Source organism: Nostoc linckia z4, assembly GCF_002608075.1.
Classification (GTDB): domain Bacteria; phylum Cyanobacteriota; class Cyanobacteriia; order Cyanobacteriales; family Nostocaceae; genus Nostoc; species Nostoc linckia.
On sequence record NZ_LAHA01000089.1, the window covers coordinates 1 to 21,855 of the forward strand.

At 39.5% G+C, this 21,855-nt stretch carries 16 protein-coding genes and 1 pseudogene; 6 read left to right on the forward strand and 11 right to left on the reverse strand.

All coding sequences use genetic code 11. From position 1 onward, the window contains the following. Window positions 1–1,201 precede the first annotated feature (1,201 nt). The 3 genes from VF06_RS36165 to VF06_RS36175 all read left to right on the forward strand — a co-directional run bounded on the left by VF06_RS36165 (window position 1,202) and on the right by VF06_RS36175 (window position 4,791). Complete coding sequence (locus VF06_RS36165) at window positions 1,202–1,702, forward strand: hypothetical protein (RefSeq protein WP_099072668.1); 501 nt, start codon at window positions 1,202–1,204, stop codon at window positions 1,700–1,702. Window positions 1,703–1,787: 85 nt separating this feature from the next. Next, window positions 1,788–2,801, forward strand: coding sequence for a phosphate ABC transporter substrate-binding protein PstS (gene pstS / locus VF06_RS36170; RefSeq protein ID WP_244918254.1), 1,014 nt, complete (start codon window positions 1,788–1,790; stop codon window positions 2,799–2,801). 163 nt (window positions 2,802–2,964) lie between these two features. Continuing rightward, a complete protein-coding gene (locus VF06_RS36175) occupies window positions 2,965–4,791 on the forward strand; it encodes an iron uptake porin (RefSeq protein WP_099072670.1) in 1,827 nt (608 codons plus the stop codon). A gap of 348 nt (window positions 4,792–5,139) precedes the next feature. Here the strand turns inward: VF06_RS36175 and VF06_RS36180 are convergent, their stop codons facing one another. The 3 genes from VF06_RS36180 to nifE all read right to left on the reverse strand — a co-directional run bounded on the left by VF06_RS36180 (window position 5,140) and on the right by nifE (window position 8,656). Further along, window positions 5,140–5,358, reverse strand: a complete 219-nt coding sequence (locus tag VF06_RS36180) for a hypothetical protein (RefSeq protein ID WP_099072671.1) — start codon at window positions 5,356–5,358, stop codon at window positions 5,140–5,142. A 595-nt stretch (window positions 5,359–5,953) separates the two neighbouring features. After that, the gene (locus tag VF06_RS36185) at window positions 5,954–7,135 is read right to left on the reverse strand and encodes a low temperature requirement protein A (protein ID WP_099072672.1); all 1,182 of its coding nucleotides are present in this window, start codon (window positions 7,133–7,135) and stop codon (window positions 5,954–5,956) included. A 123-nt stretch (window positions 7,136–7,258) separates the two neighbouring features. After that, complete coding sequence (gene nifE, locus VF06_RS36190; protein WP_099072673.1) at window positions 7,259–8,656, reverse strand: nitrogenase iron-molybdenum cofactor biosynthesis protein NifE; 1,398 nt, start codon at window positions 8,654–8,656, stop codon at window positions 7,259–7,261. 655 nt (window positions 8,657–9,311) lie between these two features. Between nifE and VF06_RS36195 the strand changes: the two are divergent. Beyond that, a pseudogene (locus VF06_RS36195) lies at window positions 9,312–10,071 on the forward strand (Rpn family recombination-promoting nuclease/putative transposase). Between the two features lie 51 nt (window positions 10,072–10,122). Here the strand turns inward: VF06_RS36195 and VF06_RS36200 are convergent. The 3 genes from VF06_RS36200 to VF06_RS36210 all read right to left on the reverse strand — a co-directional run bounded on the left by VF06_RS36200 (window position 10,123) and on the right by VF06_RS36210 (window position 13,669). Continuing rightward, a complete protein-coding gene (locus VF06_RS36200; RefSeq protein ID WP_099072474.1) occupies window positions 10,123–12,648 on the reverse strand; it encodes an AAA-type ATPase lid domain-containing protein in 2,526 nt (841 codons plus the stop codon). A gap of 95 nt (window positions 12,649–12,743) precedes the next feature. Next, the gene (locus VF06_RS36205; RefSeq protein WP_099072475.1) at window positions 12,744–13,187 is read right to left on the reverse strand and encodes a hypothetical protein; all 444 of its coding nucleotides are present in this window, start codon (window positions 13,185–13,187) and stop codon (window positions 12,744–12,746) included. A gap of 14 nt (window positions 13,188–13,201) precedes the next feature. Next, window positions 13,202–13,669 carry a hypothetical protein gene (locus VF06_RS36210; protein WP_143861803.1) on the reverse strand — a complete coding sequence of 156 codons (468 nt, stop codon included), beginning with the start codon at window positions 13,667–13,669 and terminating at the stop codon, window positions 13,202–13,204. Between the two features lie 44 nt (window positions 13,670–13,713). Between VF06_RS36210 and VF06_RS36215 the strand changes: the two genes are divergently transcribed. Continuing rightward, window positions 13,714–14,349: a transaldolase family protein gene (locus VF06_RS36215; RefSeq protein WP_099072477.1), complete on the forward strand. Its 636-nt coding sequence runs from the start codon at window positions 13,714–13,716 to the stop codon at window positions 14,347–14,349. 235 nt (window positions 14,350–14,584) lie between these two features. On the opposite strand, the gene VF06_RS36220 is transcribed toward VF06_RS36215, so the two are convergent. After that, complete coding sequence (locus VF06_RS36220) at window positions 14,585–16,351, reverse strand: WD40 repeat domain-containing protein (RefSeq protein ID WP_180267645.1); 1,767 nt, start codon at window positions 16,349–16,351, stop codon at window positions 14,585–14,587. 387 nt (window positions 16,352–16,738) lie between these two features. Between VF06_RS36220 and VF06_RS36225 the strand changes: the two genes are divergently transcribed. Next, window positions 16,739–17,416 carry an SDR family oxidoreductase gene (locus VF06_RS36225; RefSeq protein WP_099072478.1) on the forward strand — a complete coding sequence of 226 codons (678 nt, stop codon included), beginning with the start codon at window positions 16,739–16,741 and terminating at the stop codon, window positions 17,414–17,416. A gap of 69 nt (window positions 17,417–17,485) precedes the next feature. Here VF06_RS36225 and VF06_RS36230 read toward each other — a convergent pair whose 3' ends face one another. The 4 genes from VF06_RS36230 to rbp form a co-directional block, all read right to left on the reverse strand. Continuing rightward, window positions 17,486–18,541: a Rieske 2Fe-2S domain-containing protein gene (locus tag VF06_RS36230; protein ID WP_099072479.1), complete on the reverse strand. Its 1,056-nt coding sequence runs from the start codon at window positions 18,539–18,541 to the stop codon at window positions 17,486–17,488. A gap of 264 nt (window positions 18,542–18,805) precedes the next feature. Then, complete coding sequence (locus VF06_RS36235; RefSeq protein WP_099072480.1) at window positions 18,806–19,243, reverse strand: secondary thiamine-phosphate synthase enzyme YjbQ; 438 nt, start codon at window positions 19,241–19,243, stop codon at window positions 18,806–18,808. Between the two features lie 21 nt (window positions 19,244–19,264). After that, window positions 19,265–20,446: a pyridoxal phosphate-dependent aminotransferase gene (locus VF06_RS36240; protein WP_099072481.1), complete on the reverse strand. Its 1,182-nt coding sequence runs from the start codon at window positions 20,444–20,446 to the stop codon at window positions 19,265–19,267. Window positions 20,447–20,895: 449 nt separating this feature from the next. After that, the gene (gene rbp, locus VF06_RS36245; RefSeq protein WP_073642669.1) at window positions 20,896–21,180 is read right to left on the reverse strand and encodes an RNA-binding regulator; all 285 of its coding nucleotides are present in this window, start codon (window positions 21,178–21,180) and stop codon (window positions 20,896–20,898) included. Window positions 21,181–21,855: the final 675 nt, after the last annotated feature.

The window sequence follows — 21,855 nt, forward strand, 5'->3', positions numbered from 1 at the left end:
TCCCCATCTCCCCATCTCCCCATCTCCCCATCTCCCCATCTCCCCATCTCCCCACTCCCTCACATAAAAAGCCCGGTGGTTAACACCGAGCTTTTTATGTTGGGTTATATACCCCGGAGGTTTAGTTATAGAGTTTCAGTATAAATTGTTTATCTGATAGAGACTACCAATCCACGCTTAGGGATTCCGGAAATTTACAAAATTTTTTATTTACCTTTACTAATGCTTTGATGTTAAAGCATTAATTTGATTAAATCCATAGAAATACATTAAATTTTTATAAAGAATGATACATATAGGATTCTTATTTGATTTTTGAAAAAAACTAGGTACGCTTCTACTTTTTTTCCCTGTTAAGAGTTCGCTGTTCCCTCCCTATCGCGCTTGCACTGCGCGAACGCGCACCACACAAGTATGTTCAGCTATCAAATCGGATTCCTATAGCGATTAGACACCATCAATGCCATAAAATTTGTGATTTGATTAGCTATGAACAACGAACTTCAAAAGCAGATTGCCAATCTTACTTCTGAAAAACAACAACTTTTACTCAAGGTTTTCTTACTTAAAAGTCTCTTAACTTTCATTATTCTAAATTAATTATTTGTTACATACCTATAAATTTTTACACCAACTTAGTTCTTTGCAACCTTGATTATAACGTTGGCTTTGACTTCAATTCAATCCAGTGGAAAGCCGGATACAGAGAGCATTCCAAAGTATTGGATGTGCTATTTAGGAATTTTATGCACGGTACTGAAAAAATCAACTAAGAAAATCTCTTAACTGTCTTAACTGTCTTAACTGTCCGATGACAATTTTCTTAAGTGTCTTAAGTGTCCTTGTATTTCAATCAAAATTTTGAAATACTTTCAACTATTCTATCCACACGTAATACTCAAACAATGCAGCTAATATAAAATTGCATAATATACGCAGAGATTAAGTATGAATTATAAGTAATGACTGATGACTAATGACTGTTGACTGATGACTGATGAGTGTTGACTAATGACTAACTATAATAATTTCGCTTTTTAATAAGCATTGTAGTGGTATTACTATACATTATTACCTGGGAAATAAATTTCCTGTATGTAATATCAATCCGCAGTTTTTAAAATTGTTCAAAATATCGATCGCCAATACAAGTATGATGTTTGACACGAATAGTTTTTGCAGACTTCTAATAGTTACAGGAATGACGATTTTTACATCTTCTATTTTTCCCTGTAATGCTCAGGCTGAATCTTTAAGCGAGAAACAAAACATATTAATTGCCCAAAATCTTGGGGGAATTGTACGAAAAATACCCTTAGAAGAAGTACCAGTTCCTTCTATGTCTGCCGCAAAAACAGTTACTAATGCTCAATTCAATCAAGCCCGGATTGAAATGAAATCAGATGGTTCTTTAATATATATAATCCGAGGCAAAAATCAACAAGGCTTTGAAGTTGAAGCACAAGTTACTCCCACCGGCACTATTACACAAGTTGATGAGCAAATAGACTCCAGTGGAGTTCCAGAAATTGCTGTCAAAGCTTTTAAACGATGGGCACCAAATGACCAATTAATCAGTATTTGGCGGAGTACTCGTCTGGGAGAACTTTATTATCAATTTGTGATTCAGGATTTTTGGTTAGAAGTTTCTCCTGATGCTAATAAAGTGATGATTTTCCGTAAAAAACTTAATATAACTTAGAAAATGTGCTTGAGAATTTAGATTGTAAAACTTCCAAATCTAAATTCTCAATTTAAAATTTTTTGAAAAAAATACAGTAATCAAGGTGAAAATCATTAATTATCGACAAATTTTTACTGCCACATTAGTAGCTACCACAACAATTAATTTCACCACGAATGCTGCTTTTGCTCAATTACTCAGAGGGGCTGGTGATTCTTTTGCTCAACCTCTGATAGAACGCTATAGCCAAGAATACGAAAAAGAAACAGGTGAAAAATTTAAATATAGCGCCGTTGGCATTGCTGGTGGTATTCGGTTGTTCATGAAAAACTCTGTAGACTTTGGCGCTAGTACTTTAATTCCCACTCCCATTGAAATCAATCAAATGGAAGATGGCTTATTAACTGTGCCAATGGCGGGAGGTGCAGTGGCCATCGTTTATCATCTCAAAGAAGTGAGTAGCGATGTCAAGTTAACTCGCGAGCAATTAGCAAAAATATTCACAGGTCAAATTAGCAATTGGCAACAAATTAATTCCCGACTTCCGAATAAAAAAATCCAAGTTGTAGTTAATTCAGAAAACTCCGGTACTAGCTTTATTTTGACGAAATACTTGCAGAAAATTACCGCAGGTAAAATCCTAGCCAGTAGAAAACCAGATTGGGGATTTCAGGTATATGCAGCTTTAAGTCAAGATAGTGAAATCGCCGGGGAAGTTAAAAGAATTGATGGTGCCATTGGCTACGTGCAAACAAACGTTGCTCTGGCAAATAAACTAGCGATCGCCAGTCTTGAAAATCAAGCCGGTAAATATATCAAACCAACTTTAGAACAAACCAAAAAAGCCCTAGCAAATATCAAATTTCAACAAAATTTCACCACAGAAGATATCCAAGATCCAGAAAGTGGCTATCCTTTGGTAAGTTTAACTTGGCTGCTTGTGCATAAAAAGTATCCCAGCCAAAATACTCTGCAAAAAACTCAAAATTTGCTGAAATGGGTTTTGACCAAAGGACAAAGTTTTAATGAAAATTTGGGATATACCAAAGTTCCTGAGGATGTTACTCCCAAATTAATTGAAGCTGTGAACAATGAAATGGGACTCCGCCCCTATTAAAGTAAAGAATTCACAATTTACAATTCACAATAAATAATACTTAGAGCTTGCAAAGTGCGTCACTTAGATAAAAGCTTTGAGTATCAATACATTATTGCCGAAATTTTTGATTTAAAAAAATCTCTTACAGCATTTGGTTGTGTGGATGAGTCAGAGCAAAATAATGAAAAAATTCGATGTTTCCGTTACTCTTACTTCAGTAATTCTCAGTGGTAATTTTTTAACTTCATCGCCAGTTATCGCTCAAATTAATTTAAACAATGATGATGTTGTTAAAGCAGAAAATTTAAGTACAGTCAAGGATTTTCAACTATCATCTGAGAACCAATTAACATTAATCAGTTCTGACTTTTTATCTGATGTACAAGAGTTAAAGCCCAACTCAACCATACAATCACCTTCTGAGTTAGGGAACAGCGAAAACTCACAATTTGTGGCAGATTCGCTGGAAAATCAACAAATTCCAGAGATTACGGTAGCTGAAACCCAAAAACAATATAGTAATACTCCTCCTGAATTAGAACAAATTGTCAATGTTAATCAATTACAAGATGTCACTCGTGACCATTGGGCTTATGAAGCGCTGCGTAACTTAGTAGAAAAATATCAATGTATTGATGGTGATGGACAGGGAAATTTTAATGGTAATCGGGCAATGACCCGTTATGAATTTGCCGCCGTTCTAGACAATTGTTTGCTAAAAGTTGTCCGGTCGATTTCCAGTTTGAACAATAAATTTGCTAGTCAAGAAGACTTAACAACTTTCCAAAGACTGCAAGAAGAATTTGGCCGAGAATTGCAAAATATTAATGCAAAAATAGACAGTTTAGAAGAAAAGACAGCCTTAATTCAACAGCGCCAGTTTAGCACCACTACAGTTTTGAGGGGTGCGGCAGTATTTAATTTAATTAGTGGGTTTGGTGACAGAAAAGCAGTTCCCCCTGGTAGTAATCCCACAGAAGATTTAACTGCAAATACTAGTTTATCAACACTAGCAAATTTAACTTTTGATACTAGTTTTACAGGTAAAGATAGATTAAGAACCCAGCTTCTAGCAGGTAATATCAATGGTTTTGGCAGTAATGTTACTGGCACAAATATGACTAGTTTAACAGGTGCGGTAAACACTGGTAATAATGTGATATTAAGCTCGCTATTTTATGAATTTCCCATAGGCGATCGCGGTATACTGGCAGTTGCTCCAGTAGCAGACTTTCCAACTCGGATTTTTCCGGCTCTTAATCCTGTTAGCTCAATTTCCACCTTTGGTGCAGAAAGTCCCATCTACTCCTTTGCTTTTGGTGGTGGTGCAATAGCTTATTATCAATTCACAGACACATTAGCCGCAGGTATTAGTTATTTAAGTAGTTCTAGTAACGCTGCCAATCAAGGATTATTTAATGGTCAATATACTGCTTTAACTCAAGTAACTTATACTCCATCAGATAAAATCGGCATTGCCTTTACCTACGGTCATTACTACGCCCCAGAACCTGGTTTAACTATTAACATCACAGGGAGCAAGGGTAGTCAATTTGCTCAATTACCATTTGGTGGCAATACACCAACTTCCTCCGATGCTTTTGGTCTACAATTCACATATAAATTGACTGATAAATTAATTGTCGGCGGTTGGACTAGTTACTTTAAGGCTCAAGCTGAGGGTTCACCCACGATTAGTAATCTCAACGGTTCCAAAGGCGCTGATGCAGACATCTGGAGTTGGGCTTTTACTGCATCATTAACAGATTTGGGCAAATTAGGCAGTCAATTAAGTTTTGTCTTTGGGATGCCTCCAAAAGTAACAAGCAATGATATTCTCGAACGGCGCGATCCAGATACTTCGTTACATTTTGAATTATCTTATCGTTACCCAGTGACAGACAGAATTTTGATTACTCCGGGTTTTTTAATGATTACAAATCCCGAACACAATACAGCGAACGATACAATTTGGATTGGATTAATGCGAACTACTTTTGTATTTTAAGCACTGAAGTGCTTACTACAAACTCATCAAAACTTTTGGGACAGGCCACTACATCAAAAGCCCGGTGATGAACACCGAGCTTTTAATATGGGGTTATATACCCCAGAGGTTTAGTTATAGAGTTTCAGTATAAATTGTTTATCTGATAGAGACTACTAACCCGCGCTCTGGGATTCCGGAAAATTACAAAATTTTTCTAGATACCTTTACCATGTCTTGATGTTAAAACGTGAATTCCATTAAATGCATACAAATACATGAAATTTTCATGAAAAATAATGCATTCTAAAGAGTAAAAATATTCTGTTTGAGAGTAACGCCAGTATACAAACTCAAGCATCGCTGATTTTAAGCTTTAGATGTGGGCTTTAAAAATAGCCATGCTACAAAGAACGTCGCGGCTGTGAATAGTTGCGTCAAATCCAAGGCTGATAGATAGCCATCTGCAAATGAAGCAATACTGCGATCGGTAATACCAAATACCCAAGATGACAAGCCAAACAGCCAAATCCCATTCTTGAGATTTCCTACAAATTCCTGAGACTGTGATGGTTTTTGGTTTTTCACGATCTTGCTCCCTTGGTGAAAAATTTGGGGATTAGTGAGAATACATGCCTTGAGAAACTTTGTGTGATTCTTAAGGCTGAATTTAGACCCACCTATAAACAATATTAATAAATATTTCAGCTACTTGACTTCACTACCCAGAGGTACATCGAGGAATCTTGACATTCTTTCTTTGGTTCTGTCACCTCAGACAGACGGTAATGAGTTAAGGGACTTCCAGGTAAAAAAATATTCCACAGAAGGCTGTTGACCGTTGACCGTTGACAGTCAGCAGTCAACAGTGAACAGTCAACGACCTAAATCGGAACAATTTATTTTTTGGAGTTCCCTAAGTTAAAAGCTTTACAGTATCAGGGTGCTGAGATTACACAATCTTGGACTGGGGACTGGGGGGATTATGAACTCTGATTCAAACCCCGCCCAAATCCCCTAAAAAATTTTCCTACTGTTCCCTATTCCCCTGTTATCCATGTGTCGCTTTGGAGAATTGGTATTATACCAATTTGAAAAATGATTGCGACAGATGTATAGCCAAAAGCGATTACTACTAACTGTTTCACAATCCAAAATCTAAAATCTAAAATCCAAAATGGTATTAGATTTCTGGATCGACTAAGCGGGTACTGGGACGACTTTGATACAAATCCTGAAGGACTTGGACAACAGAAACTACAGCTACGAGGGCAATGACTGTGATGGGTAACAATCCTTTGCCAAAAATGGCGATCGCCGTCAACACAACTGCACCTGCAAATCGATACTTAGAACGGATTTGGCAATAACGAATCACTCCAAATAGATGGAGAATAGCGACAGATAGCGAGCATAATGCTACTGAACCGCAGATCAGCCATCGATGAGAATCTGGTAAGGCCACAGTAGTCTTGCTCAAGAGAATTTCTTCTACTCCCACTCCCGCCGCCGCAATCCCAATCACTAGGGGTAAATGAGTGTAAAGCCAGAGATTGACAACTGCAACTTTTCCATGCGTTCGTGCAATCTCAATCGGTTTACCGCCCAGATTATCAAAATAAACCCACCACCAGCTAAAAGCAATAATTAAACCAAATACGGCGGAAATTTCGGTTAAAGTATCCCATTCCTGCTGAGAAACACCATTGACCACCGCGATTATTGCTTCACCCAAAACAATAATCGTAAACAGTCCGAAACGTTCTGGTAAATGCGAAGCATGGGGGAGTAGTCTTAGTTGAAACTTGCGTGCTGTTAAAGGTGTGGCAAAGTCAATGATGATTCCCAATGTCCAGAATGCAAATCGCCAAGGGACGGGTATAAATGCTGAAATTAACCAAAGCAAAGCCGCGATCGTAAAACCAATTGCGTAGCGAGTCGTCAAAGGTCGTGCAGAAGGGATGTGTATTCCTGCACGGACGTATTCTATCACCAGCACAGCCCGACCGAGAGCATAGGAAAGGGCAAAACCAGGAGAACTTTCCCCTAAACCGTGGTGTATATTCACAGCCATTGCAGCGGCCGTCAGCATTTGTATCGCAATCAGCAGGCGATGTCCAACATCATCACTATCAAAGCGGTTCGCATAAAATGTAGTGCCAATCCACGACCACCAAACAGGTATAAATAAAACAACAAACTCAAATAATCCGAAAAGTGAGATATCCTCTTTAAGATTGTGGGCGAGTTGAGAAACTGCAACTACAAACACCAAATCATAAAAAAGTTCTAGCCAAGTGGCGTGTCGTTCTTCTTCAGTCTCTTCACCAATACGTAACCTTGGTGGTTGGATAAAATTTGCCATAGTTCCAAGAGCAAATCGGTAATAAGTATCCGTTCGCTCATTTTAAGGGCACAAAGGATCGTTTATTCCTTCTTGGAAGAGACAGGGAAGATGGGAGAGGAAATTTAATCCAAAATCCAAAATCTAAAATCCAAAATTGGTGTCGTCCCAAGGTGCAGGTTTTCTAATTTGTTCCCAAACAGGACTATACAAGGCTTCATGCAATTCCTGTGCCAATTCCACCAATCCTGTATAACCAGCATAGGCATGATGACGTTCGTGGTTGATATCCAAAAAAGGAATTTGTGCTTTTAATGCGGTGTATTGATTACCAGCCCCAGCAATCAATACATCAGCTTTTGTATCTTTGAGTACTGTTAACAATACTTGCGGAGTTCCTTGAGACAAAACAATGCCATCTTGACCAATGAATTGCCTAATTTTGGCTTTTTCTTCTTCTGAAGTCTTTCCTTCAGTGGTAGCAATAACTTCCATCCCTAAGTCTTTGGCTGCTAAAATAAGTGACCAAGTTTTTACACCACCAGTAGAAAGAACAATCCGCTTACCTTTCAATTGAGAACGATAGGGAGCTAAGGCAATATTTAGGGTTGCTGTTTCTTCTGCTATCAACTGTTCTGCACGTTCTTGAAGTTTGCGGGCTGTGAAACTATCTTCAACCAATTCACCTAATTTAGCTGCAATATTTCGCAAGCAACGATTCAAGTTTTCTACACCATAGAAAGATTCTTCTATATAGGGAATTCCATAACGTTCTTGCATTGTTTGTGCCATTTGGATTGCTACGTTTGAGCAAAGCACTACATTTAATTTGGCACGATGAGCATAGCAGACTTCTCGATAGCGAGCATCACCTGTGATTTTAGAAAGAACGCGAATTCCTAATTTTTGGAACAGTGGTAAAACATTCCAGGTTTCACCTGCAACGTTATAGTCTCCAACAAGATTAATATCAAATGGTGTGGTAAATTCTGGTTCCGCCGTACCTATGACATAGTTCAATAAGGTTTCATTGCCGATGCGGTTACCTAAATTTTTACTACCAAGAAATCCAGGTGAATCAACATAAATAATTGGAATGCCAATTTTATCTGATGCCAGTTTGCAGACACTATAAATATCATCACCAATCAAAGCAGTTACACAAGTGGCGTAGACAAAAATAGCAGGAGGATTATACCTTTGAGCAATTTCAAGAATTGCTTTGTACAGTTTCTTTTCACCACCAAAAACCACATTACTTTCACCAAAGTCAGTAGTAAAAGCAGTTTGGTAGAGTTGAGAACCTGATGAAAGACTACCATGAGTTGCCCAAGGATTATGAGTGCAGGCAACAGCGCCATGTACTAAATGAACAGCATCAGTAATGGCTCCCACAGAAACCATCGCCCCATCAAAAGGACAATTTCCTTGGGTTGCGCCTGGTTGCGGTAAGTTTGTGCAAGATAGTTTTTTCTTGTCGTGGGATTTTTTTTGGTTATGTTTGCAGGCTGTCTCGTTGATTGTTACTTGATTGTTTTTCATGTCTTTCCTCGCGCTGGAGATAAATACAAAATGACCCGTCATATCAGGTTCGCCTAAATACTTACGATAAGAATGACGCAAAGACGGTGAGACGCTCTAACACGGAGAATTTTGAATCGTAAGTGATTACCCGAACTTGATATCAGACTATAAAAGTGCAGAGATAACGCAGAGTTGGGCATGGGGCATTGAAAGGTGTGGGAGGATGGGGAAAAATTCTTTCCCGCCTCTGTTCCACACTCCCCACTCTCTAAAGTGAAACTTACAGTTAAGATGTGCAGGCTGATATGAATAGTTTTGGCTTTTTGTCTTGATGAATGACAAAAAATTGTCACTGAACGATTAGCACTTTCAGGTGAAACAGCTAACTCCTCTCACATATTGCGTTTCAGAAGACAGACCTGTTAATGCTTCTGCTATTTTTAGCTTGTTTAATGTCACCATAACATATAGATTATCAAATAATTTGCTTTTTAAATTATTTGATATTCAAATATTTAGGACACAAAATATTTGATGGATTAAATTATGTAGCTTAATTAACCTGTTACGCATTGAAATTGTACATTAACTAGTGAGAGTTGTTCTTTGTCATTTGTCCTTAAAAACACTAATGACTAATGACTATACCTAATTCAATTGTTGGCAATGGTCAATGTCYTTTGATAACCTGTGCAAACTGCTGTCAGAAAAATATCCAGAACGTTTTGCTAGTTGGGTTTTAGGTACASCACAAATTTCAGCCAAAGTCCTGAAAACCGAATTGAGCATTGAACCAATTCGCGCTGAYTATGTCACATTTTTACAGCTACAAGGACGCATACTCCACCTAGAATTTCAAACWAAACTAGAGTCTACACCGCCACTACCRTTGCGGATGCTAGATTATTGGGTGCGGTTATATCGTTTGTATCGCCTACCAATAACCCAAGTTGTCGTATTATTACTYCCCCCTGCACCAGAAACGATAATTGAAACTGCCTTTGAGTTTGAAACCACTCGTCACGAATATCGCGTRATTTGTATGTGGGAGGAAGATCCCGAACTATTCCTCAATGACCAGGCTTTGTTACCATTAGCACCACTGACCGCAACCACCCAACCCCAAGCTTTGCTGCAACAAGTTGTGGCGAAAGTGAATCAAATTGAACCAACACAACGACCAGAAATTTCCACCTACACCCAAATCTTAGCGGGGTTAAAATACAAAAAAGACTTGATTAGACAACTGTTTCGGGAGGGTATGATGCTTGCTCATTGTCCGTCAACTGACTCGGCGCGTGGGAGAATTACCTCAAGAAGTAATAGAGCAAATTCAAAGTCTGTCGTTAGAACARTTAGAAAATCTGGGGGAAGCTTTGTTAGATTTTCARGCGATCGCCGATYTAGAAACCTGGTTTAATACATTAGAGTAGCAAAACTATTATCATTAAACCAGGTATAAGTCAAGTATTATTTGATTGTTTTTACAACACAATAATTGCCCACATACTAACACCCAAAGCGATCGCTGCTAGATGTTGGCAAAAAAGCGCACTCAAAGATTGTTTGGCAATTTTTTGTGTTAAAAATATTGTCAACAACACCGAAAATATTAAAGTTGTACCTTGCAAAAAAGTAATCACAGCAGGATGAGCAACTAACATTGGTAGCTGTTCGCCATTCAAACCAAGGGTAGCAAAACTCACAGGTAAAATTCGTCCGCCTTCACTCAAGCCCAAACGTAGATAATGAGCCAAGTTTCCCCCCAAAACTAATGGTAAATATCCATAGGCAAGCTCTACAAATGATTTTGGTTTCCGGTTAAAGTTGAATAGTTTCAGCAAACCATAAGCTGCAAACACAAAAGCCACTGGAACAATTAACACTAGCAGTGACAATCCCAAGTGTTGCCAGAATACAGTTAAATCCAGCTGTAAACCCAACCAAGATTGCAATTCTGGTAAGCGGTGTAGATATACTCCTCCTAATAACAAAAACAGCAATGCTACTTCATAAGTGCGGGGTGCATGGCTTGTCCATAATTCAATACCGGGAGGACGCAAGTTGAATTCTACAGAACGATGGGGGCAGGCTTTGAGACAAGTCATACACAATACGCAATCTCTATTATCTTCTAATTGCGCTGGGTGAGAATATAAAGGACAGCCATTTGTTTCCATTCCCTCGCCTTTTTGCGGCCCCCCTTTGTAGCATTGATAAGTGGTACAACTTGCAGAACAAATGCCTTGTTGTGCCCGTAGTTCTGTCATTGATAATTTGGCAAATAAACCATTCATACCACCGATGGGACAGAGATATCGACACCAAAATCGCCGTTCAAAAATTGCCGAAAAAATCATGGCTCCGGCGGTAATTAATAACAATAAACAAGCACTAAGGTAGGCTGTGTTTTCTAAATGCCAAAGTTCTTCCCATAAGAAAATCAGAGTAAATAACCCAAAGAGAAACCATCCGCCCCATTTTTCAGCTTCCTCTCGCGGCCAGCGCTTGAGTTTTCGCGGCCACAACCATAAAGATAGTTTTTGGGTAATTTCTCCGTAAATCATGAAGGGACAAATGGAACACCAAATACGTCCTAAAAACGGAAACAAAAATAAGAAAAAAGGCCACCACCAAGCCCAAAAGAGATTTAAAACAAAATTGCGATCGCGGGTTTGCGGCCCAATAAATAATACCGCAACAAGAATTGCAAAGGCAGTTGCAGTAAAACCATAATTAATTCGATCCGGCCACCACGAACTCCGCAAGAATTTGCGTAAATCGGGATAAACATTTAAAAGATTGACTCGAAATCGCTTTTTCTTTGTTTCGGCTGGCCAAAAGATTTCTTCTGTTAATTCACTAGCATTTTCCGCTTGAACGATCGCTCTTTCTACCAGATTTTTTAATTCTTTGAGATTTCCAGGAAAATCGTAAGACTGTAAGCGGCGCACAGCTTCTGGGGTAATGTGCGGTTTAGGAACGCCTCTAGCACGGACGTAGAGACTGACATAATATTCGACTTGCGCTTGAATATCAGCTTTCCGCACTCGTAGCGGTGGTACTTTAATAATATGACCTACGGAGCGATCGATTGTTGGCAGAGTTTTTTCGGAAACAATGAGAATACGCGCTTTACTAGGACGAGGTTCGGCTTCTGTTTCTTCCGAACGAGCCACAGGTGTATACGTACCTGTTTTGAGCAACTGCGTTACAGCAGGTAATAACTCAGAAGGTAATTCTTGGATATTGTTGAGAACTAGCGTACCTTCTCCCAGCCATTCCAACAGTCCTGGTTTACCGCCAACGCGACCAAATAAATCTGCACCGCTGGTTTGGAGAATTCCACAATTCACTTTAATAATTGGTTCTCGTCTTTTGGGAGAACCAAAGTGAATTAAAGCTGCGATGTTGTCTTTTTCTAACCCTGGTTCACCGAAAATATCAACTGACTCGCGGTCATTAGCAGCTTCTCGAATTTGCTCCCGCAGACGCACAGCATAGCGACTCGTACCGATAATTCCGCGTTGGGCTTTGGTAACTAAATAAGGTCGCAAAGCGATGGAACGTTCTTGTTCGTAGCCAAGTGCAGAGGTAACTTGAGCTAATTCTTGAGCCAATTGGCGGGAAAAAGCCTGAGCAATTTCTGGGTATTGGTTGACTAATTCCCGAAATTGAGCAGCAGGTACAACCCACAAACGACATTCTGTAACAGTGACAATTGTGAATGTGGCTAATTCCTCTAATACCAACTCCTGGAGGTGAATGACTGCTCCAGGAAGAAATCCCCGAACTAAAGCTGAGTTCTTATGATTGGTATTGTCACATTCCAGTTGACCATCTACGAGAATGTAAAGTGCTTCTGGGGTAGTACCTTCCTCCACAAGGTTTACTTGTGCTGGTACGACTTGTTCTTCAATAACTTGGGCGATCGCATTTAATACCTCAGGTGGGAGAATTCCTAAAGTGGTGCGCTCTTGTAACCATGTAACCGTTTCTGGAGATGTCATATCCGGTTCTCCGTGCAGGTTGCCGTATCAAAGGAATTATCCCTTGAAAGCTGGTCAAGAATTCAAAATTCTCAATTCTCAATCGTGAAAATAGTTTAGATTGGCTTACAGTTTGGCTTTTCTTTTAACTTCTCCAGTAAATTCCAAGACGTTGTTTCATTCTTGGAGACAAACAATGGAAGCCAGTATACTGCTTTTTCTATTAACCTATTTGTATCGTCATTCAAATCTTCAATCAATCTTACTACCGATTTAAATCCCAACTTTGGAATTGCAAATTCTAACCAAAGTTTAATAGATTGAGCATTAGATTTTACAATTCCATAATTAAATAACTGCGTTACATAATTTCTTGTATGTAAAACCTTCTTTGCCATTGCTATAGTAATTTGGCTTTTTTCATCGACCATTAACTTGAGAATTTCGTATGCTTCAATTTCAGGTATTGATTTCAAATATTCTAAAATTATCTTTTCTTCATGAGAAGGTAAAGATTTATAAATGCTAGCCTTTATTAACTGTTGGATATTATCATTCATAATTTTATTTGTTGTCAAAAATGATACGCTCTGAAAAGATATAATGGCAAACCTGCGTTACTTGCAAAATTAGCTGATGGTTTGTAGTGACCAGAAAGATTATTCCAGTACTTAATTTGACCTTTATTATTTTTATTGTGCCCAAAGCGAATTTGACCTGCAAAGTCAACGTTGTTACCTCTGGCAATATCAATATGACTTCCCAAGGCAAATTTTTGCCTTGCTATATATATTTGGCCTCCCTGTACTACAAAGTTGTACTCACCATTAGGTGTAAATATTTTTTTGTGAAGTGTTTGATATCTCCACTTATTGCCATCAAAGAAAAGCTGATTGCGTCTAATATAATTAGGAATATCTTCAGGATATAGATTCGGAAAATATCCCAAACCTGAACTCCCTGAGGATGGCAGTCCTGAATCAATGGTATGCCAAGGACTAGGAAATAGTGCAGAATATTTTGTGATATTGGAAAGTCTCAATTGCACATCTGGTGAATTAATTTTGACAATGATTCAGAGAAATTATGGCATTATATCTAGACTCGGCGATCGCATCTGAAGCTGAAATCGTAAAGCATTGGGGTTGGGTAAAGGGTATTACTACTAATCCCACGCTTTTAGCTCAAAGTGACAGTCCACCAGAAACCACACTCAAAAAATTAGTTACCTTGACAAATGGCCCGTTATACTATCAACTTGTGGCAGCTGATAAAGCGGGTATGTTGGCTGAAGGTAGAAAAGCTTTCGAGATTATTGGTTCGCCAACAATTTTGAAGATTCCCGCTACACCTTTAGGGTTTGAAGTAGTAGCAGATTTGTCTTCAGAAATTACCTGTTCGGTGACAGCAATTTATAGTGCAGCACAAGCAGCAGTAGCACGGGAAGCAGGAGCGAAAATTGCCATCGCTTATGTAAATCGTGCGACTCGGTTGTTAGGTGATGGTATTGCTTTAGTCCAAGAAATGGCTAGCGTACTTAAAGGTAGCGACGTGGAAATATTAGCAGCTAGTATAAAATCTCCCCAAGAAGCAGCTGCATCATTACAAGCCGGGGCGCATCATTTAACTTTACCTTTAGCAATGTTGCAAGCGATCGCTACTCATGAATTATCACAAAAAACTGTTGAAGAATTCGCCCAAGGAGGCATAGGCTTACAATAATTCGTAATACTTCGGCTGCGCTCAGTACAAGTTCGTCATTCGTAATTCAATATGAGTTTGTCAGATGTCCCTAATCTTTGGGTTCCTTTAGCACTTTTAAGCTTGATTGTCGTAGCGGCTGTATTTTTCAGCCGCAGCAGTTGATATTTATAGTGCAGGTGTCAGCTAAAGACTTCCAATTAAAAAAATATTCCATAGTAGGGGCGCAGCTAGCTGTGCGCCCTAATAATAACTCCTAACTGCGTTGCCAAATTTTAATTGTTTTATCTAAACTTCCACTGACTAACATTTCACCAGAAGCTGTGAAGGCTAATGCTGTAACTATATTTCCATGACCTGTAAATGTACCCAACAATTCCCCGGTTTGGACATGCCATAATTTGATGGTTTTATCGGCACTACCGCTAGCGATGATTTGTTCGTCGGGACTCAAAGCGATCGCATACACTCTATCTCTATGTCCTTTGAGGGTATGCAGTAATTCTCCAGTCTCCAAATGCCAAATTTTAATCGTTTGATCCCAGCTACCACTGACAAGCAGTTTACCATCTCGACTGATTGCTAGGGAACAAACAATGTGAGAATGACCCATGAGGGTGTGCAGTGGTTGTGTGTCTTTTAAACTTTTAATGCCAGACTGGGGTGAAATGCGCCACACTTTGATTTTGCGATAGCTACCTGTAACCACAGTTTGCCCGTCGGGACTCAAAACCAGGGAATGAGCAGCTGTATCATCTAAAGAAAGAGCGATCGCTACTTGACGGTGAATTAAATCCCAAAACAGAATTTTTCTGTCATCTCCGCCAGTGGCTAACATTCTGCCATCTGGAGTGAAAGCCGCACAACGCACTACTCCATGATGTTTGTGCAGGATATCTATTAAGTCTAGAGCGCCCACGTGCCAAATTTTAATTGTGGAGTCTCCACCACAACTGACTAAAGTTTGCCCGTCAGAACTAAAAGCCAGGGAATTCACTTCATCCACTAGCCCAGATATTACCCAAGGATATTCTGACAATGTATCTATTAATTCGCCTTTGCTTAAATCCCATAGCTTCGTCTCGCCACGGCTACCACTTGCCAATATGGGTAAGGAGTTACCATTATTACACCCAGAACTAAAAGCCAAGCAATTAATTCCTCTGGTATGCCCTTGTAAAGTTTGCCAGCATTCCCAGTCCCCTACTACCTTTTTCAGGGAATGCTCTGATGGTACAGTTTGGATTGTTTCTATCGTCTTTTCAGGAATTATTGGCAATGTCTCTTTTTTGCCAATTAGTGATTCTAAATACCAACTTAATCCCCCAGCATATAACAAATTGCTCGGAGTAACCTGTAGTTTTGGTTCCGAAAATTCTAGTTGATTTGTCGGTAAAAACCCTGTGATTATGCTTTGCTTTTCGTAACCTAGTTTACCTGTATAGGGATAAAATAAACACAGAAAAATCAAGACTTGGTGACTTTTCAAATCTTCTTGAGTCACCGTCCATTTGATTTTGTCTTTCTTAATACCATTAAAACTTTCACCATCAGCGACGTAAACTTGCACACTGAGTTGGGGATTATCTTTGACTACATAAATAAATTTGCTTTGACTAGATAAATTTCCCTCATCATCTAAAGAGATGTTTTCTAGGGTGTCTTGGGGGGTTTTTTTGAGTAATTTGCCTAGACGTTCGCTAATTATGCGATCGACAATTTTTTCCCGTAAAAGATAATCTTGGGCTTGTTGCTGAAAATATGTAGGAAAAGGTATCGTCCAATCCGGTGGTTCCGGATATTCAGGGGGCATAGGCGGCGGATTTTTGGCGAGAACTTCTGCTTGTTCGCGGGAAAGCTCTTGGAGTTTTGCCAATGCTTCGCCCCAAAATGCCATAATCTCTGTGTGGCAACCTTTGACTTGACTTTCGAGCAAAGACAAATCGTAAGTTTTGGGTTTTTTCACACGTTGGAGGAAGTCAGTTTGTTGAGCTTTGAGTAAGCTAATCCAATCCATCTGCATTAGAAGGGCGCACTATTGCATACCTAAGGTAAGCCATACCAATGGAATTACTCAAGTTTATAATCTTTAGTTAATTAAAAATTCAGTAATTTTATTAGTCTAATAGAACACAAGCATAAGCATCTGTATAGCACCTAGATATTTTATGAACAGATGTAGCCGAGCTACATAGAATTTAGATGATATCAATTAATTCTAACGGACAAGGAAAACAAGATACTGTCTCTGGAGAAACAGTTCTAGTAGTCTAGCAAGTCCGATCGACTGAAGTTAAAAAAAGTTTGTAGTAAGCACTTTAGTGCTGACATGGGGAGTAATACCAAAGCAATTATTAATCAATGCCAATCTTTTGCTAGAATCCTTGGGAAATAAATAGCTAAACTAACTATGACTAGTGCATCTTACATTTTTCTCGCTGGGGCGAGTCGCGGTGTCGGCCGAGAAATTGCCCAATACTTGAGGACACAAGAACTAAAAGTAAAAGCACTCCTGAGAACACTAACAGTTGCCAGTGAATTGGAAAAAATCGGCATTGAAATAGTTCAAGGAGATGCGCTTAATATTAGCGACGTAGAACGTGCAATCATCGCAGATGAACCGATTGATACTGTTATCAGTACAATTGGTGGTTCACCAGGAGACGCAGAAAGACCAGACTACCCTGGTAATAAAAATCTCATTGATGCAGCAGTGAAAGCTGGAGTCAAAAATTTTATTCTTGTGACTTCCATTGGTGTCGGCGATAGTGTTGGTGCTTTATCCCCACAAGTTTTAGCAGCATTGGGGACAGTTTTAACTGAGAAAAACAAAGCTGAACAACACTTAATTGCTAGCGGACTCACCTACACCATCATTCGTCCTGGTGGACTGAAGTCAGAACCAGCAACCGGTAATGGTGTTTTAACTGAAGATCGCCAAATTATTGGTAGTATCAATCGCCAAGATGTAGCCCAGTTAGTTTGTCGCTGTTTAAATAGCCAACGCGCTCATAATAAAATCTTGTCAGCTGTAGACCGAAATATGTTATTCAAGCCCACAGAATTTGCAGAATTTACCCCGGATTAATTTTTTACCAGATCGTAAAATTCCAAGAACAATAGACTTTCTTTGCCCCTTGCCCCTTGGCTTCAATCATCAAGCACGCCAACGAAGTATTTGACCTTTAACAGGGTTGACAAATTGTCTTTCTTCTGCAATTGACCGGGCATATTCCCGTTTCAATTGGTAATACCATTGGGCCTGTACATCTGAGTCTTTAATTAATCGCAGCACCGGATTATATTTGAGTCCAATTTGCTGTTTTTCCACCACACTCCGGTCTTGACCAAGGAAAGTCCGCGCCAAAACATGCAGTAGCGGTTGGAAAAATCCCACCCAAGGAAGTGTCCAGTAAAGAGAAAAAGTTACCTCGGTTTCTGTGTCGGAAATCGGTGTAACTGTGGTTAAATTCACAACTCGATGTTTGCCAATTGTGGTTTCTTCGACTCTGACTCCGGGTAAACGAAAAGAAATCTCTGTTTCCGGTACGCCGCCACCAATTAGCCAGTACAATCGGCCGCCATTGGCTGGTAATCGATGTCGCCGCATTGTGAAGCCGTGGGGAGAAGCATCAAATTGCTTGACTTCTTCATGCAATTGTTCGTTTCGCCACCACCAAGCGCGATGGACATAAGGGGAATGGGCGGGATCCATCAGACCCACCACTGCATGATCCACGAAACAGGGGAAGCGCATAATCTCTATAAACTGCGGCGATCGCCCTTCAAATCCTGGAATCACTGGAATTTGCATCTCAAAATCAGGAGGCTGAGGACGATGGCTATCGGGTATATATATCCAAATATTTCCTTGGGCTTCCCTAACTGTATAAGATTGTACGTCAAAGCGACTTAAATCCATTTGTTGTTCTTCCACAAGAGACGGTATCGCAGTACACCGCCCACCAGAGTTAAACCGCCAACCGTGGTAGCAACATTCCACTTCTTGCCCATCAAATCTACCACAGCTAAGAGGTACGCCACGATGGGGGCAAATGTCTTGCATTGCAGCCACTTTGCCATTGCGATCGCGAATTAACAGCACCGGTTCTCCTAAGAAAACCCGGCTGACCATCGTACCAGGCTTGAGATGATTACTAGGCAAAGCATAATACCAAATGTTACGCAAGAAAAAGTTATCGTTATTTTTCATAACTAACTACATCTCAAATTTTGGTTATTCTGGCGGCATTTTGAGTGTTAACAACAAATCATACCGGAGCCATTAGTCACAATTATGGAATTTAATTTGAGTCCGATTGGTAAATCTAGTTTGCTTCGACCTCAGAGTATAAACAACTTTAAGCCAGCCACCAAATTATCAATTTGGCAGTGCTTCTAGATGGTGGTTTTAAATCCCTCACTGTCTGCATTCTGAATTCTGGATTCTCAATTGCGACTAATATTTTTCGCTGCATTACTCACCAGAAATTTGCACAAATACTGTTCTTTGACGCGGGCCATCCAACTCAAAAAATAACACAGATTGCCAAGTTCCCAAACCTAATTTACCATCAACAATAGGTATTATCTCACTAGTGGTCAGCATCATTGCCATTAAATGAGAGTGAGCGTTAATTGGTTCATCCTCTGGTACATCTCTTAAGTGCAAATCATTATGCAAATAGCTGTCTGTTTCCGGCGCTAATTTTCGCAAGAACACTTTTATATCTTCTAGCAATCTGACTTCATTTTCGTTGATGGCTAAAGCTGTTGTCGTGTGTCGCGAGAATACTAAGGCTTGTCCATTTTTAATGGATGTTGAAGCAATTAATTCTTGAATTTGTGGTGTGATGTTATGAATATTAATTTTTGGTTCTGTTGCAATTTCAATGAATTTATTAATAATTGGCATTTTTGGTTTAATTTTAAATCTTTAATTTGGTGAAAATTCCGCTATTAAATTTTGCAATCCCTCAACTAATCTTTCTATACCTTCTTTTGCTGTTTCTTGTTGCAGTGCCCCATAAGCAACCCGTAGATAACATTGATTCTCTACCCCAAAGGTTGTACCCGGAATTACTGCTACTTTATATTCTTGGATGAGTCTTTTAACTAATTCCAAAGCATCCATTGGAGTATGAACCTTCAAGAAAAAATAAAAAGCCCCATTAGCAGGTGTAATGGTACATAAATTTTCTAGGCGATTTAGGGATTTTAGAACTAATTTTCGTACTTGAGAAATCGCTGCAATATTTTCCTGCAAATATTCTTGTTTGGCTTGTAATGCTCCTAAGGCTGCATATTGAGAAATTACTGGCGGACAAATTAAAATTGTGTCTTGGACTTTTTTAACGGCCGCAAGTAAATGTTGAGGAATCACCATGTAGCCAATACGCCAACTTGCAAAACCATAGGCTTTGGAAAGACTATAGAGAGAAATGGTGTATTTGCTACTACCAGCAAATGCACCAGGTGAAATATGTTTTACCCCATCGTAGGTAAAGTATTCATAGGCTTCATCACTAATGTGATAAATGCCATGAATTTTACAGATTTCATTGACCTGATGCAATGTAGCTTCACTATAAACAACCCCAGTGGGATTATTTGGTGAAATGGTGACTATAGCCCGTGTTTTGGGTGTGATTGCTTGAAATATTGCTTCTGTTCGCAATTGATAATTTTCATCCGTTGCTACTAATATCGGATGACAACCAGCCATTGCGATCGCCATTTCATGATTGAAATAGTATGGTGTGTTTAAAATAATTTCGTCGCCTGGATTGGTAATAGCAAGAATGGCATTCATAAATCCCATGTTGCTTCCCGCTGTGACAACGATGCAATTTTCTCCATTGATTTCAATCCCATTAAAGGCTTGCAATTTTCCTGCAAGTGCCCTTACTAATGGCGGAATTCCTTCCACTGATTTGTATAAATGATTATTCTCTTCGGCGAGGAATTTTGGCAAAAATTCTATTGCTTCAGGGGGAGGGCTGTAATAAACAACACCTTGACCTAAAGAAATAGTTCCTGGAGAATTTTTAATAAGTTCCCCAACCACCGGAATAATCGGCGATTGTATCGCCTGCATACGAGAGGTTAGGGATTCCATGTTTCCATCTCGATTGAGGTAGCTATAGTATCTTGTGCGGGAGAAGAACCGACTAGTCGTTGGCCAAGTTCACTTGGCGGAGGAAAGGGGAAAGGGGAAAGGGGAAAGGTTTTAAATCCCTTACCCTTTAACCCTTTCCCATTCCCCTGCCCTCACCCAGCAAAGTTGACTTGACAGACCACTAGTTCGCCAAGTTCACTTGGCGGGGGAAAGGGGAAAGGGTAAAGGGGAAAGGTTTTAAATCCCTTACCCTTTTCCCCTTTCCCTTTCCCCAGCCCTCACCCAACATTTTTGGGTTGACAGACCAATAGTCGTAATATTTTTAACCAATCCCGACTGGTCGGACGTAGTTCCATCAAGTTGTTTCTTGGGTAATTGTTTCTAGTTAATTTTAGCTACTTAGTCTTGATGACCAAGAAATAATTTGCTACACTAGAAACTCATCTTTATTAAAAATCTTGTTTTTTCGACCAGCTACCTCGTGGATTATCTTCTCGTGGTTTAGCTTTGTTAACTCTCAGTTGACGGCCCATCCATTCTGCACCATCTAATTCTGTGATGGCTGCGTCCTCTTGAGCATCTTCATTCATATCAACAAAAGCAAAGCCCCGCAATCGTCCTGTTTCGCGGTCAGTAGGTAAGACAACTCTTTTGACCTCGCCGTAGTCTGCAAACACTGCTCTTAAGTCTGCTTCAGTAGCGCGGTAGGAGAGATTTCCAACGTAAATAGTCATGTCAGATCAGGTAATTTTCAACAAATAGCGATGGGTTCAGCAGAAAACAGATTTAACAAAATTGCAAACAAATATTGCATATTCCTCTCTGATTCAGCAATAGTTTGATGAATGTTCGAGGGGAGCAGTAAATCAGGTAGCATGAGCTGAACTTACACATACGCTCATATAATAACTGATTGTGACGTTTTTCAAAGTACTAGATTTGACAAACTCTCATTAACCTCAGTTGTTAGTTCTGCGAATTGCGATCGCTACTGAGGTAGTTTGCAAAAATTAAATTCCCTCCAGAGCAAAAATTAGAGGGACTATACTCAACCAAATAATTGCCTTTGATGCTAAGGGAACTCTAAAAAATAAATTATTGCGCTTGGGGTCGTTGACAGTCAACAGTCTTCTATGGAATATTTTTTTGTTTGCAAGTCCCTAAGTGAGTTAGCGGCTACAAATCAAACCAGATTACAAAACGCAAAAATTACGTATAAATAGACACAAGACAAATTTCAACGGCATGGTGGGTTTATTTTTGCTCTCAGATTGTAGGCGATCGCTAACGCACAATTAAAATATTCCCTTTTATGCTTCTTGCTTATGACCATTGCCAGCCAAGTTTTTGCTTGGCTGAGTTTGACATGAAAAGATAGCAAGGGAGTGGGGCAGGGGGCAGGGGGCAGG

Coding starts and splice junctions, on each gene's coding strand:
- VF06_RS36165 (WP_099072668.1), top strand. CDS start 1,202: ATGACGATTTTTACATCTTCTATTTTTCCCTGTAATGCTCAGGCTGAA.
- VF06_RS36175 (WP_099072670.1), top strand. CDS start 2,965: ATGAAAAAATTCGATGTTTCCGTTACTCTTACTTCAGTAATTCTCAGT.
- VF06_RS36185 (WP_099072672.1), bottom strand. CDS start 7,135: ATGGCAAATTTTATCCAACCACCAAGGTTACGTATTGGTGAAGAGACT.
- nifE (WP_099072673.1), bottom strand. CDS start 8,656: ATGAAAAACAATCAAGTAACAATCAACGAGACAGCCTGCAAACATAAC.
- VF06_RS36200 (WP_099072474.1), bottom strand. CDS start 12,648: ATGACATCTCCAGAAACGGTTACATGGTTACAAGAGCGCACCACTTTA.
- VF06_RS36205 (WP_099072475.1), bottom strand. CDS start 13,187: ATGAATGATAATATCCAACAGTTAATAAAGGCTAGCATTTATAAATCT.
- VF06_RS36215 (WP_099072477.1), top strand. CDS start 13,714: ATGGCATTATATCTAGACTCGGCGATCGCATCTGAAGCTGAAATCGTA.
- VF06_RS36220 (WP_180267645.1), bottom strand. CDS start 16,351: ATGCAGATGGATTGGATTAGCTTACTCAAAGCTCAACAAACTGACTTC.
- VF06_RS36225 (WP_099072478.1), top strand. CDS start 16,739: ATGACTAGTGCATCTTACATTTTTCTCGCTGGGGCGAGTCGCGGTGTC.
- VF06_RS36230 (WP_099072479.1), bottom strand. CDS start 18,541: ATGAAAAATAACGATAACTTTTTCTTGCGTAACATTTGGTATTATGCT.
- VF06_RS36235 (WP_099072480.1), bottom strand. CDS start 19,243: ATGCCAATTATTAATAAATTCATTGAAATTGCAACAGAACCAAAAATT.
- VF06_RS36240 (WP_099072481.1), bottom strand. CDS start 20,446: ATGGAATCCCTAACCTCTCGTATGCAGGCGATACAATCGCCGATTATT.
- rbp (WP_073642669.1), bottom strand. CDS start 21,180: ATGACTATTTACGTTGGAAATCTCTCCTACCGCGCTACTGAAGCAGAC.